The sequence below is a fragment of the Paenibacillus harenae genome, assembly GCF_030812415.1.
In the GTDB taxonomy this organism is placed as follows: domain Bacteria; phylum Bacillota; class Bacilli; order Paenibacillales; family Paenibacillaceae; genus Pristimantibacillus; species Pristimantibacillus harenae_A.
Genome location: NZ_JAUSST010000007.1, coordinates 172,162 through 185,631, shown reverse-complemented (window position 1 = coordinate 185,631; position 13,470 = coordinate 172,162). Strand labels below are relative to the sequence as shown.

The 13,470-nt window shown below is 51.4% G+C and carries 14 protein-coding genes; 9 read left to right on the top strand and 5 right to left on the bottom strand.

Annotated elements, in window-relative coordinates; translation table 11 throughout:
* Positions 1–222 precede the first annotated feature (222 nt).
* Positions 223–1,107: a pentapeptide repeat-containing protein gene (locus tag J2T14_RS24690; protein ID WP_307475153.1), complete on the bottom strand. Its 885-nt coding sequence runs from the start codon at positions 1,105–1,107 to the stop codon at positions 223–225.
* 354 nt (positions 1,108–1,461) lie between these two features.
* On the opposite strand from J2T14_RS24690, the gene yqeK reads away from it, so the two are divergent.
* Both yqeK and J2T14_RS24680 read left to right on the top strand, forming a co-directional pair.
* Complete coding sequence (yqeK, locus tag J2T14_RS24685) at positions 1,462–2,091, top strand: bis(5'-nucleosyl)-tetraphosphatase (symmetrical) YqeK (RefSeq protein ID WP_307475151.1); 630 nt, start codon at positions 1,462–1,464, stop codon at positions 2,089–2,091.
* A complete protein-coding gene (locus tag J2T14_RS24680; protein WP_307475149.1) occupies positions 2,072–2,368 on the top strand; it encodes a hypothetical protein in 297 nt (98 codons plus the stop codon). Before yqeK ends, J2T14_RS24680 begins: the two co-directional genes overlap by 20 nt.
* A gap of 178 nt (positions 2,369–2,546) precedes the next feature.
* Here J2T14_RS24680 and J2T14_RS24675 read toward each other — a convergent pair whose 3' ends face one another.
* Positions 2,547–2,984, bottom strand: coding sequence for a hypothetical protein (locus J2T14_RS24675; RefSeq protein WP_307205128.1), 438 nt, complete (start codon positions 2,982–2,984; stop codon positions 2,547–2,549).
* Positions 2,985–3,035: 51 nt separating this feature from the next.
* Positions 3,036–4,061: a matrixin family metalloprotease gene (locus J2T14_RS24670; RefSeq protein ID WP_307475146.1), complete on the bottom strand. Its 1,026-nt coding sequence runs from the start codon at positions 4,059–4,061 to the stop codon at positions 3,036–3,038.
* A gap of 176 nt (positions 4,062–4,237) precedes the next feature.
* Here J2T14_RS24670 and J2T14_RS24665 point away from each other — a divergent pair, with 176 nt between their 5' ends.
* Complete coding sequence (locus J2T14_RS24665; RefSeq protein WP_307475144.1) at positions 4,238–4,765, top strand: GNAT family N-acetyltransferase; 528 nt, start codon at positions 4,238–4,240, stop codon at positions 4,763–4,765.
* 40 nt (positions 4,766–4,805) lie between these two features.
* On the opposite strand, the gene J2T14_RS24660 is transcribed toward J2T14_RS24665, so the two are convergent.
* Positions 4,806–5,237, bottom strand: a complete 432-nt coding sequence (locus tag J2T14_RS24660) for an Lrp/AsnC family transcriptional regulator (RefSeq protein WP_307475143.1) — start codon at positions 5,235–5,237, stop codon at positions 4,806–4,808.
* 123 nt (positions 5,238–5,360) lie between these two features.
* Between J2T14_RS24660 and J2T14_RS24655 the strand changes: the two genes are divergently transcribed.
* On the top strand, positions 5,361–6,113 hold the full coding sequence (locus J2T14_RS24655; RefSeq protein ID WP_307475141.1) for an MBL fold metallo-hydrolase: 753 nt from the start codon (positions 5,361–5,363) through the stop codon (positions 6,111–6,113).
* A gap of 102 nt (positions 6,114–6,215) precedes the next feature.
* Here J2T14_RS24655 and J2T14_RS24650 read toward each other — a convergent pair whose 3' ends face one another.
* Entirely contained in the window at positions 6,216–7,316 is a 1,101-nt protein-coding gene (locus tag J2T14_RS24650; RefSeq protein ID WP_373458196.1) for a GIY-YIG nuclease family protein, read from the bottom strand.
* A gap of 165 nt (positions 7,317–7,481) precedes the next feature.
* On the opposite strand from J2T14_RS24650, the gene J2T14_RS24645 reads away from it, so the two are divergent.
* The 5 genes from J2T14_RS24645 to J2T14_RS24625 all read left to right on the top strand — a co-directional run bounded on the left by J2T14_RS24645 (position 7,482) and on the right by J2T14_RS24625 (position 13,213).
* Positions 7,482–8,285, top strand: coding sequence for an undecaprenyl-diphosphate phosphatase (locus J2T14_RS24645; protein ID WP_307205135.1), 804 nt, complete (start codon positions 7,482–7,484; stop codon positions 8,283–8,285).
* Positions 8,286–8,566: 281 nt separating this feature from the next.
* Entirely contained in the window at positions 8,567–9,094 is a 528-nt protein-coding gene (locus tag J2T14_RS24640; RefSeq protein WP_307475136.1) for a TetR/AcrR family transcriptional regulator, read from the top strand.
* A 185-nt stretch (positions 9,095–9,279) separates the two neighbouring features.
* Positions 9,280–10,752: a DHA2 family efflux MFS transporter permease subunit gene (locus J2T14_RS24635; protein WP_307475134.1), complete on the top strand. Its 1,473-nt coding sequence runs from the start codon at positions 9,280–9,282 to the stop codon at positions 10,750–10,752.
* Between the two features lie 358 nt (positions 10,753–11,110).
* Positions 11,111–11,986, top strand: a complete 876-nt coding sequence (locus tag J2T14_RS24630) for an NmrA family NAD(P)-binding protein (RefSeq protein ID WP_307475131.1) — start codon at positions 11,111–11,113, stop codon at positions 11,984–11,986.
* A 180-nt stretch (positions 11,987–12,166) separates the two neighbouring features.
* Entirely contained in the window at positions 12,167–13,213 is a 1,047-nt protein-coding gene (locus J2T14_RS24625; RefSeq protein ID WP_307475501.1) for a LacI family DNA-binding transcriptional regulator, read from the top strand.
* Positions 13,214–13,470: the final 257 nt, after the last annotated feature.

The following is a 13,470-nucleotide window of genomic DNA, read 5'->3' as shown; positions in this document are numbered from 1 at the left end:
GAACTTGTTGCCGCTTTATATTGCCCGTTCGGCCAAAACAGGAAACTCGTTTCGAAGCAATTTCTCTTTTTTGAAAATTGGCGACCCAATATTGCGAGCGGCTATATCGGTTACATATGAATCATGACGATCCGCGCGAGGTGAAAGGGTGCTTGGCGAAGCTTGGCGCAGCATGGCTCCGAAAAGAGCGGTCAAGTCGTATAACGACCAAGGAATTTCATTCTAGTTCGCGAGCCAGTGCGCAGGAGCGGTAAGCGCGGCGGGGAGCTTCGTAGAGGCATCGCCCTTCGCCGCATTCATCTGAGCCTGAGTCAGGAAGAGGCTCTCGGATAGATCGGTGCCGCGAATATCGGTATCGCGGAAGTCGGCGCCGATGAGGTCGGCCGCTCTCAGATCGGCCCTTCTAAGATCTGCCGCAATCAGATAGGCCCCCCGTAGATTAGCGGCTCTTAGGTCCGCGCCTCTCAGCTTCGCACCGATGAGATCGGCGCCGCGTCCCGCTTTCTTAGGCCACTTGGGCTGCGTCTTGATTTGCCGCAACGTTTGCTTCCGTACTCCCTCGCTTGCTTGAAGGAGCAGCACATTAACGTCTGCCCGATGCTTCGCTATATCGATCGATAGAATCTCGATTGGCTTCATGAGCGTAAGACGTTCCGTTTCTTCGAACGCGGAGAGGAGCGCGCCCTTGATCGTATCGTCATCACGCGCTAGCCGGAGCGCTTCCGCCAAATACCAGAGCAGCTCGTGAAGCTGCCATATGGTCGGAAAAACCTCGTACATTTGCCTCGCTGTGTCCGGTGCTTCGCGCCAGCTTCGCCCGCCGTAAGTGATTTGGGACACCTTCTGGCCTGCCCCGAAGCAGTCGTATACCGTGCAGCCGCGAAATCCCCGCTGACGCAAAGTATCGTGAACGCCGCAACGAAAGTCGTCTCTTAAGCTGGGACAAGGCTGCCCGGCGCTCTTGTCCATCCCGAAGTCTACCGAGGCCGAGAAGGGGAGCGATACGCAGCATAGGCCGAAGCAGCTCTCGCAATCGGCTTTAAGCTCTAGGGCGTAATCCGTAGGGTTATTATAGCTATGGTTCTTGTTCTCATGATTAGGTTGCATGGAGTATTTCCTTCCGTTTAAGTACAAGTACAATCCTATGACGAAACTTAGAAAACTCGTCGTTTTAACTATTTTAGCAGATTTACTCCCTTCATGTCCTTGTTGCTTGCTCCATTGCATAATCTGCTACGAATGGGATAGAAACGGCGGTCTAAGCGCGCTGTCGTTGCAGAATGGATAGTAGGGCCATTCACAGCCAGATTAATTTGAAGACATCAAACTAAACCCAAAATACTCGAAATCGAATTCATATTTCAAAATTTTAACAAATGATATAAAATAAAGTGGTTATAGAGAAGTGGTGTTTCATTCGACTATTCTAACCCAAAAATAAACAGAGGCGGGGGCGTTCCGATGAACGAGGTTTTACAACCATACGTGCAGGGCTTTCAGGCTACAGGCAATTTACGAATGGACATTAAGCAATTTTTCGAGGCAAACAATGATTTGGAATCGCTTGATCATACATACAAGGTAGCCGGAGTCGCGCTTCGGGTTGCAGAACGATACGAGGCCGATTCGAAGAAAGCCGTGATGGCGGCGTTCCTGCACGATATTAGCAACGTCATCCCCGTGAGCGACATGATGGTTACCGCAGAGAAGCTGGGGGTCGCGATTATGGACGAGGAGCGGACGTATGCCCGAATCGTTCATCAGAAGCTGTCGAGGGCAATGGCAGCTCCATTGTTCGGGATCGAGGACGAAGAGATCCTTAATGCCATTGAATGCCATACCACTTTAAAGGCGCAATCGACGCTGCTCGATAAGGTACTGTTCATCTCGGACAAAATGGCTTGGGAGCTTCCAGGCGAGCATCCATACCTTCAGGACATTAAGGATAAAGTGAACAACGACCAACTCATCGAAGGCATCTTGATCTATCTCGATCACCTATGGGACAACAGGGCGAACATGAAACTCGTCCATCCATGGCTGATCGCAGCTCGGGAGGAACTATCGAACGATGAGTACAAAGGGTATTAAGATGAAAAAAGCAGCGTTGATGCTTGAAGGAGAATCAAGCGGATGCAAATTCTGCCTTAAACTCGATTCCGTATCCGACGATACGGTCGATCCGTTCACGTTCATGATCCATATGGCCGACGGCACGACGGAAACGAAAACAAACGCCGACTTCGGAATCATGCCGTATATTCACTTGCTGCCTGGAGAGTACGTCGAGCTGACGAGTAAGGGCGACAAAACGATTGTATCAAAGGTTGATGCGAGCCTCGTTAAGGTTGAGCGAGTGGAACATTAGGTCATGACGAATCATCAAGGCGGTCAGAGTCCTATTTTCATACCTGGCTTTTTTGTTCGTGCTACACCTCCGTTACGGAGAGTGTAGCACGCTGCTCTTCGATCTGGAGCTTGGCCCTCGTCGGGAAACGCCGATCGTGGATGAGACGGTCCAAGCCCAAAAGATCAAGCTGGTCCGGTTATTCCGCGGAACGTTCTACAGCCTTCACAAATTTTCCGGGGGCGTATTCGACCGCGATGGCAACGCTCGTATCGACTTGCTTGATCGACCATAGCTTCGTTCCTTTCTCGTAATAATTGGAGTAATTGACGGGAGATAAGTTCGTCGCCTCTAGGGACATCAACATAATCTCACCTATTGTTTCTTCTGCCTCGGTTATTTCCTCGGTGGTTATACGATACAATCGACTATCCCATGTGACTAAAGGATAAGGGGTAGAAGCGGATGAACGCACCTCTATGTTTTCTGGATTTTCGGTAGTTTTTTGGCTGCTGCTCGTCGTAGACACATTCATAGCAGAGGAGTCGGCTTGCTCGTTCTTTCCCCTGTCGGTTGAATCGCCATTCGAGCAGGCACTGGCGAAAACGATCATTAGAACAATAAGTATTTTCCTCATCTGATTATCACCTCATCCTAATGACGTAACAAGCCGACTGTATGTTTCGGATTAATTAATCTTCTTTTTGTCCAGCTTCTTATCGGAGGCAATATTCGTAAATGCATCCGATTCGCCTACATAAATCCCTTCGTCCTCGTTGATCGGAATATAGCTCTGATCACCGATTTTGCGCAGGAATAGGACAACTTCTTGCCCTTTCTCCAAGTAGGTGGTTGCATCGGAGAAAACAGTCACGGAGCCATCGTGACCGCCCATTTGCGATACCGTAATCGTTTTGCCGGAATCATGCTCGCCTTTCAACACCTCTAAGATCTTTGCGTTAACATCAGTCGTGTAATTGGTGTAATCGCCTTTCTTGTACTTGCTCCCGATTTCTTTCGTGACTTGGGCGCGTACGACGAGGTCGGCGGCTTCTGCCATAGCTTCCTCATCTTCATAATATACGGCCCATGAAGGGTGCACGTATACGCCGTCCTCCATTTCAGCCGGATCGGTAAGGGTGGCTTCCGATGATGAGCTTGTCTCGAGCGGGTACAAGCCATTTACAACGCCAATGTCGTTTGCCGAAGGAGAGAGAGCTCTCGCCGGCGTGCCGTCGGACTTGAAAGTGTGGGGATGCATAATAGAGCTGGTCTCGGCAACGGACGTATGTTCCAAGCCAAGCGAATGTCCCACCTCATGTGCGGTAAGAGCTGCAAGAATGCTGGAGGTATATTTGCTGTTCGAAGTAAAGTAAGTATTGATGTTTAAAATAGCTTTCGTAATAATGCCGCCGGATACAGTGAACGTACAGTTGCCGTCCCAAGTGGCCATCGATGTATTTACGTTATAGGCGTAATAGGTTGAGCTTGTACCTAACGTTGTCGTTACATTGAAGTTCGTACTGTTCCTCCATTTGGCGGCTCCGGTTCCCCAAGGCGTCGAGGCGCTCGCGGAATCCACATACATGGTCTTCGTCCTGCTCGCCCATTTGCCGAATGAGGTGACGGTTGCGAATACCGGCGTGCTGTTCACAAGCAAAGCGACTCCGGTCAGAACGGCGGCGATACCAACTAACATTCTTTTTTTACCCATAAACGATTCCCCTCCTTAATGTTTCAATACGTTTAATGCTTCTTTTCTGTAAAAAAAACCAAATCTATCCTATTAACGAGCGGACGCGAATTATAGTTGCAGTAGAGAAGGTAATTTTAGTTTCATAGAGAATGGAAAGTTGAAACGTTGGATTGTATCAGCATTTAAGGGGGAGCATGATGGAGAAGCTGCGGTTAACGAAGCCGACAGAAGCTTTGAAGGACGCTTATATGGAGTACTATAGAGAGTGGCTGCAGAGCGGAGAGGATGCCGTGCCTTGGGTCGTTAGCAAAAATCCTGCCGATTTCGAAGGGATGCTCGCATGGTATGCGGAACGGGAGAAAGGAATAAACCTGCCTGAAGGCTGGGTGCCTGATTCGACCTACTGGCTCGTGACGGAACAGAATCGACTGCTAGGCGTTGCGAACCTCAGACATTCGCTGACCCCGTTTCTTATGGATAGGGGAGGGCATATCGGATATGGCATACGGACGTCGGAACGCAGGAAAGGGTACGCGGGCGAGCTGCTGCGGCTCGCGTTGATCGAGGCTAAACAACTGGGCATTAGCGAGGTGCTGGTCGTATGCGACGCAATCAATACAGCCTCTGCCAAAACGATCCTCAAAAACGGGGGCAGCCCAGACATGGATTTTATTGAGGAAGACGGCAATGTGATCAAAAGGTTCTGGATACGCAATGAATAAGCCGAGCGGTACGGAAGATGGGTTTCCGTTGACCGCTCGGCTATTTCACTTGGGTAAGGGATAGGCTCACCTTGTAATTGCCGAATGCCAGCAGCTCGTCCAAGAACGAATTGAGCTCATCATGCGATACCGTGCGAACTTTTATCCAGTAGCAACCTTCGCCGCTGACGCGATGAGCCTCGGCAATTAACCTGTTGTTTTGTACGTACGAGAGGAATGATTGATGGGCATCGCTTGATTGCAAGAAAACAATGATGAACGCTTCCACGATTTGACCGATTTTCTTCGGATTCCAGCGTACCGTATAACCTTCAATTACGCCTGCGTCCTGCAGCTTGCGTATGCGGGCTCCGACCGCCTGGCCCGTCAGATGGACAAGCTGTCCGATTTCCTTATGGGAGCGGGTAGCGTCCTCCACGAGATAGCGAAGGATATGAAGATCGACTTCGTCGAAGGATGGGTTGCTTAGCATTATCGTTTTCCTTTCATTGTGAAAGTAGAAGAAGCGCTTTCGTTTCATGAGGTTATGTGTCCGGGTACTGAATTATTTTATAATTGTAACAGAACCCATAACTTATAGAGAAGAGGAATACTCATGAAGCTTCAATTAATTCGTCACGCTACGCTGCGTTTGCAATACGCCGGAATCGAATTTCTCGTCGATCCGATGTTCAGTGATGCAGGCGTTAATCCGCCGGTAATCAACACCGCTAACACGAAACGCAATCCGCTCGTTTCATTGCCTTCATCCTACGAATCGGATTTCTTGCCGCAAGCGGTGCTGGTATCTCATTTGCACCCCGATCATTGGGACGAATCGGCAGCCGTTGCATTGCCGAAATCAACGCCGATCCTGTGCCAACCGGGTGACGAACCGGCGTTCCATAAGGCAGGCTTCTCGGAAATAGCGGCTATCGAAGAGTCGATCGTATATAAGGGCGTTGCCATTTACCGCACCGGAGGACAGCATGGTACTGGAGAAATCGGTCAAATGATGGGCAACGTATCCGGTTTCATGTTGAAGGCCGAAGGCGAGCCGACTTTATATATTGCGGGCGATACAATTTGGTGCGATGAGGTCCGTGAGGCACTGGATGCGCATCATCCGGAGATAACGGTCGTCAACGCCGGCGGCGCGCGCTTCGTTAAGGGCGATCCGATTACGATGGATGGAGACGATATCGTGAATATTTGCGGGTATGCTCCTTATACGAAGGTTGTTGCCGTGCATATGGACGCCATTAATCATTGCCTCGTCACGCGGGAAGACTTGCGCGAACGCCTTGTTGCCGATAGTCTTGTGGAGAGAGTTGCGATTCCAGAAGACGGCGAGTGGCTTATTGGGTAAAAAGCGACGCATCGCAGCGGGGGATTGGAACGACTATGAACGGTTCGACTTGAGGTTGGACGGGATGGATATATTCGAGAGAATGAATTCGGGGAAGACCGTTCAGCTTTGATCAGCCCGAGCGATTCGGTAATCATAATTGCTCTTGCACAGCTGCAACAGCTCGTACTTGATTCCTCGCTTTGGTATTGCGATCTTGATTGAGGATGCGCCGCGCCGATTGATCGCGGCGCGTACTTTCGCAAGATCGCCAATCGTGTTCACGATCAGCTCGCTTGGCCTGGAACGGCCTTCGAGCTGCGGATTATATTGCGCCATGAGGAAATCGTCATAAGCAGCTTCGCCCGGCGCGCCATCAAGCGAGAGCAGTCGAAAGTCGTTCAGCATGCCCTCCTTCACGCTCGCGATCAGCACGTAAGTCCCTTCAAAGTAGAGGATATCCTGATCGATAGCGGCTTGCCGCTCCACGATCTGCTTATCCGACGCCTGCTCCAGGTTGCGAATGTTAAGCAGCAGCCGCTGCGCTTTCTCGAACTGCATGTGCTCTGCATATTGCTCCATCTTCGCATACAATGCCTCCATTAACCCTTCTCCCTGATCCGCCAGCAGCTCCGACGCTTCGCGTACTTGGTGCAAATAATCGGCCTCCGATACGAGCCCCTCGCATACGCCGCCGCACTTTCCGATATGGTATTGCAAGCAGACGCGCTTCGGCATAGGATCGCAAGTGCGCAGCCCGTAATGTTCGGCCACGAACGCCAGCAGCGCGTCGCGATACCGCGAGCTCTTGAAAGGACCGAGCTTTTCGCCGGTCGCTTCCTTGGAAAGACGGTTTGCTTGATTGCGGTAATAGACGCCGAGACGCGGAAGCTTCTCCTTCGTAAACTGCAAGTAAGCATAGCCGCTTTCTTCTTTCATTAGCGCTCGGTTGTATGGCGGCTTATGGCGTTTGATCAGATTGTTTTCCAGAAGAAGACTTTCCGCTTCGTTATTGACGAGCACGATTTCGATAGAGGCGATTTCATCTACGAGCTGTTTGATTCGTTTGTTCTCATGCTGCTTGGTGAAGTAGGAACGCAGCCGATTCCGCAAGCTTTTGGACTTGCCGATATAGAGGATGCGGCCGTCCGCGCCTTTCATCATATAGCAGCCAGGACTTTCTGGATAATGTGCGGCATTGAACGTAAACGGCAACGAAAGCATCCTCCTTTGGCGAGCGTCCTATTTTATGGCATAATGGAATAATAGCAGCTAGCTGCTAGCTGCATACATATCTATTAAAGCGAGGTGTTACTAAACTAGTTAAGCGTTATGCTCATTATACATAATGCACAATCTGCAGGAGAAGAGAAAGGCGGTAAATGATTCATGTACGATTATATTAAAGCGATTATATTAGGCATAGTGGAAGGCCTGACGGAGTTTCTTCCCGTATCGTCTACCGGTCATATGATTCTAGCGGGCGACTTGTTGAATTTCGAGGGCGAAGCGGCGGATACGTTCAAAATCGTCATCCAGCTAGGCGCGGTCATGGCGGTGCTCGTTCTGTATTGGACAAGGTATATGGGCATATTAAAGGACATGCTGGCCTTTAAATTCAAGACGCCGGGCAAGCTGAACGCCCTGCATCTCATCGTTGCCATGATCCCTGCGCTAATCGTTTATTTGGTATTCAAGGACTTTATCAAAGAGGTGCTGTTCGGGCCTGGTCCGGTGCTCATCGGCCTTGTGATCGGCGGCATACTGATGATTATCGCCAGCCGCGTCAAGCGCAAGGTGACGGCGGAGAACACCGACGATATCACGTACAAACAGGCACTGGGAATAGGCTTGTTCCAATGCTTCGCCCTATGGCCGGGCTTCTCCCGGTCGGGCTCGACGATTTCCGGCGGCTTGCTGCTCGGGACGAGCCAGAAGGCTGCAGCGGACTTCACGTTCATCATCTCGGTGCCGGTCATGTTCGGCGCAACGATACTCGATATGTACGATAGCCGCGAGCACCTGAACTCGGACGCGCTGCTCTTGTTCCTGATCGGCTTCATTGCCGCTTTCGTCGTAGCGATGATCGCGGTCGTCACGTTCCTAAACCTGATCAAGAAACTGAAGCTGGAATGGTTCGCGCTTTACCGCTTCGTGCTTGCGGCGGTGTTTTATTTCTTGATAATGCGCTAGATATCGATATTATTCTGTATCGGGACAAGCAGGCAGCGGCATTCAAGCAAGCTGTTGTCCCAAGATTGGAAACTGCATAAAGCGGAGAACGGCCAATTTAGCAAATAGGTGGTTGGACGCCTTGAGGCGATCATGACAAGTCGATACGCGAGGGTAAGGGCATTCGTGAAATTATTATTCCGAATGCCTATTGCATTCGTTCTAACGGTGTGGTAAATTATGCGTATGGAGTTATTGATTGATCAATTACTAATCAACGAAGAAAGGAGTATGAACGGGCCATGGATAAGTCCGCAAACCGCAAAGAGCAAATTCTTGAAGCAGCCGTTCATGTATTTGCAAACAAGGGCTACTACAAGGCAACGACGGCCGACGTCGCCAAGCATGCGAACATATCGCAGCCATACGTGTACAATTTCTATAAGAGCAAGGAAGAGCTGCTGCTTGCCGGGCTGGAGCGGTCGATCGAGCGAATCGTTCATTCGTTCTCAGTTATATCAGGCAATAAGAACAACGTAGAAGAGCAAATGATCGTTGCTTACGAAGAACTAATGACGACCCGCAAGAAAGAGATCCTGCTTCAGGTTCAAGCGCTGGCGATCCGTGATACGGATGTACAACGAGTCATGACGCAGGGACTTAACCGGGTCAAGGATTTCGCACTGGGCAAGTTCCGGGAAGCGGGCTTCGAGAACAGCGAGCAGAAAGCGGCCATGTTCGTGGCAAGAGGGATGTTATGCAACGTTGCACTGGCGCTGGATTCGAAAGAATTGACGCCGCGCAGCATTGCGGGTAAGAAGAATGGCTGATGGCATTCTTTATTTGTCCGTCCGTTATTGATTAATCAATAAACAACGGGCAGACGGCGGTATAGGGGGAATGGGGAATTGAACGTATGTAACTTCTCCGCATGCGAATGTATAGGCGAGTCGAACAAGGTCTGATGCACGTAAATAATTGGTTAATCAATAATTACTATTGAGGAGGAAATTAAATGAATAAGATTAACAATAAGACCCGTCCGGATGCCGCGGGACGGAGGAGCGCGAATCGTTGGTGGGCGCTTGTCGTTCTTGCTTTGGCGCAATTTCTGGTCGTGCTCGACGCGTCGATCGTCAATATTGCGCTTCCGGCCTTAGGCGAGGATCTCGCACTGGACACGACGGCGTTAAGCTGGATCATTACCGCGTATGTATTGCCTTTCGGGGGCTTGCTGCTGCTGGGCGGGCGTCTGGCGGACCGTTACGGACATCGCCGAATATTCATGATCGGCATACTCGGCTTCGCAGCAGCTTCCGCGGCAGCAGGCCTTGCTTCATCAGGCGGGTGGCTGCTCGCTGCTAGAGCGGTGCAAGGCGCATCGGCCGCACTGCTCGCACCTGCCGCGCTTGCCCTGGTGACGAAGCTGTTCACCGAGCCTGGCGACAGGGCGAAAGCGCTTGGGATATGGGGCGCCGTAGCCGGAATCGGCAGCGCGGCGGGCGTACTGCTCGGCGGCGTGCTAACCGGCGCTTTCGGCTGGGCTGCCGTTTTCTTCGTCAACGTGCCTATCGGCTTCCTCGTGCTGATCGCGATCCCGGCTCTCGTGACGAAGGATACGCTGGGCGCTACGGCAAAAACCGACATGCCCGGAGCTATTACCGTGACTGCCGGACTTACGCTATTCGTATACGCATTATCCGAGGGCGAGCGCGCCGGTTGGGCATCGCCGGTAATCGGCATCCTGCTGGCCGCGGCAATCGTATTGCTGACGGCATTTGTAATCATCGAGAAACGCAGCGCCAATCCGCTAGTGCCATTCAGTATATTCCGCAATCGTTCGGTATTGGCCGGCAACGTCGCGACGCTGCTGATCGGCGGCGCAACGACGGGCTTGTTCTTCGCTCTCTCCGTTTACATGCAGGCCGTGCTTCATTACGATGCGCTTACCGCGGGACTTACGCAGCTGCCGCTTGCAATTGCGCTTGTCGTTGCAGCCGGCGCCGTTCCGGGCGTCATGAAGAAGATAGGTCCGCGCATGTCGCTGGCAGCTTCACTTCTTGTATTCGCCGCCGGCTTAGTCTGGTTGTCGTTAGCGCCGAGCGACGCCTCGTTCGCCGCCCATCTGCTAGCTCCGACGATTGTTCTCGGCGCAGGTCTGGGAGGAGCATTCGTTACCGGTACGCAATTGGCGGTGCACGGCGTATCTCAACAGGATGACGGCCTTGCGAGCGGACTTGTGAATACGAGCCAGCAGATTGGCGGAGCAGTCGGACTCATCCTGCTTGGAATGTTGTCTTCCTCAAGGACTGCGAGCCTGCTCGCATCAGGCAAGGAGCAAACCGTTGCTCTCTCCGGCGGCTTTTCCTGGGTATTCCTGGGTGCTGCGCTACTTGCGGTTATAGGAGCGGCGGTCGCAGTCGTCCTCCGCGGCCGCTCAGCCAATCGTGAAGCTTTGCTAGGAGGTGAGACCATTGTTGAACGGTAAGCTAGCCGTCATCGACGTGATTTTGTTGGCCGTCATCGCATTATGCATGATTAGCTGGATCGATTAATCACTTACTGATTATTTATTGTTCAATCAATAATTAAAATGGAGGTTAAACGATGAACGAATGGAAAAAGAAGCTGTTCGTATCGAGAGCAACGCCAACCCTCGCGGTGGTTGCCGTGCTCATCACGCTGTTCACGTTCTGGGATTAGTCGAAAGACGGTATGTCGATTCGACTGAGAACATGTCGATTTCCGAATGAATGAAATGCTACGGCAAGCAAGCGATTAGCACCATGTCCAATTCTTTGTCACAGCAGAAAAACCAAAATCCGATATAAAAAGGAGATGCCTTCATGAATAAAGCATTAGTAATTAGAGCTGCCAGCGGGCTCGGAAGCTCGATAGCCGAGGAGCTCGCTTCGCGAGGCATAGCAGTGACCGTCATGACAACGAAGGAGGGCAAGCCGAAGAGGCGGTTAACCCAGCTTCAGGATGCGACGATTATGCAAGGTAGCCGGTATAGCAAAGAAGATATCGTCAGGGCTGGTGAAGGCGCAGATACGATCTTCTTTCACGCCAACACCACCTATGACGAGAAAGCGAAAGTAGGCGAGAGCCTGCAGGCTGTTGCAGCAGCGGCGGGTATGTTGGGAGCAAAGCTCATCATTGCCGATGGGCGTTATCGGACGCTGCTCCCGCAGTACGAACAGCTTCTGAAGGATGTCCACGAGATAAACGCAGCGTCCACGATCGTTGTCCGGCTTTCAGAGCTGTACGGGGCAAATGCGCGAAATACGCCGCTCCATTACAGCTTTAAGCAAATCGCGAAGGGGAATGCGGGAATCGAGCTTGGGGATATGAATGTTGCCGGCGACTATATGTATTTGCCTGACGCAGCCCGGGCAATCGTCGATCTGGCTCTGCAGGAAGAGGCATACGGCAAAGGCATTCAGCGGCTCACGGGTATGCAGCCGATTAGCGGATCGGAGCTGATGGGTATCATGAGCTGCGCAAGCGGAGTTGCGCTTAAGGCGAGGCGGTTAAGCGGATGGAAGTTGTCCCTGCTTGGCATGATCGAAGGCGAAGAATGGACGGAGCGGTTAAAGATGGTTGATCAATTAGCTAAGGATGAAGCAGGCGAGGCGCGTATTGACGTGCTGCTGGCCGCGATAACGCCCCACGATGCCGCGGTCCGGGAGACGTTCGCCATGCTGGCGAAATCGAGATAGCCAAAATTGCATAATAAAACGAGAAGAAGGCTGATGTAAGAGCTTTCTTCTTTGCTGTCGAAAACGCATAAAGCAGTGGCGTATCACCGATTTTGAAAATGATGGAAAATACTCGTTTTTATTTTTGCAAAAGTCTGCTATTCTACCTAAGAACGGAGCAAGGGGAAAGGAGTGACTACATTGAAACCGGTTACGGTATACGACATTGCAAGGGAAGCCAACGTCTCGGTTGCGACGGTGTCGCGCGTGCTTAACAATACGGCGCCCGTGAAGAAATCAACGCGCGAGAAAATCGTAGAGCTCATCAACAAGTACCAATTCCAGCCCAATGCGCTGGCCAGAAGCTTATCGAAGAAAGTGACGGGCATGATCGGGGTCATTCTGCCCGACATTACGAATCCGTTTTTTCCAGAGGTGCTTGCGGGCTTGGAGCAGGAGGCGAGAAGCAAAGGGTACACTTTTTTTCTGTGCGATACCGTATCGACGAACGGGGATTCCAAAGAGCAATATGAGCGGGAATCGCAATATTTGAACATTTTGCTGGAGAAGCAGGTCGATGGGATCGTCATTATCGGCGGGCGGATCAACCTGGCTAGACCGACCAAAGAACATGTAAACGAGGTAATCGAAGTTAGCAAGCGCGTGCCTACGGTGCTCATTAACGGCAGCCTGCCGGGCCATCCGATGAACCGCGTGTTTGCCGATGAACGAGAAGGGGCGGAGCTTGCAACGCAGCATCTAATCGATCTCGGCCATCGCGATATCGCCTTTGCAGGCGGCTATAGAGGGATGTCCAATACGCTTCAGCGCATACAGGGGTACGTACGCACGATGGAGCGGAACGGGCTTGCCGTCCGCAAGGAATGGCTGCTTGACGGCGGCTTCTCGGTCGAGAGCGGCAAGCGGTTCATGAATCAGCTCCTGCAGATGGAGGAGCGGCCGACGGCTATTTTCTGCGCGAATGATCTAGTTGCCATCGGCGTGATGAAAGTCGCTTACAAGGCCGGTCTTCAAGTACCGCAAGACTTGTCGCTCATCGGCTTCGACGATATTCCATATGCGGCGAACAGCATTCCGGAGCTGACGACCGTTTCCCTGAAAGGTTACGACGTAGGCCGAGGCGCTGCGGACATGGTGCATAGACTGATCACGAAGAGCAGGGCTAGCAGAAGCACGAGAGTAAGACCGGAGCTTGTCGTTAGGGAGACGACCGCCCCTCCGCGCTAGGCTGAATTTCCGGGTAAAAAAGGAATTCGAAAAAAACATATTGACAACGCTTACATCGATGCATAAAATCAAGGTGTCTTCACTTTACCAGTTGTCACGCTCACAAATGAAACCCGTTACATTTTGCTTACGGTTATTTCATGCATAGATCAACGAAACAAGATACACGTCAGGATACCGCGCTCAAAAAAACAACAATCGCTGTTTTTTTTTTCGGTCTAATGAGAGTGTATTTATTTTTGCCTAAAATGTAACGG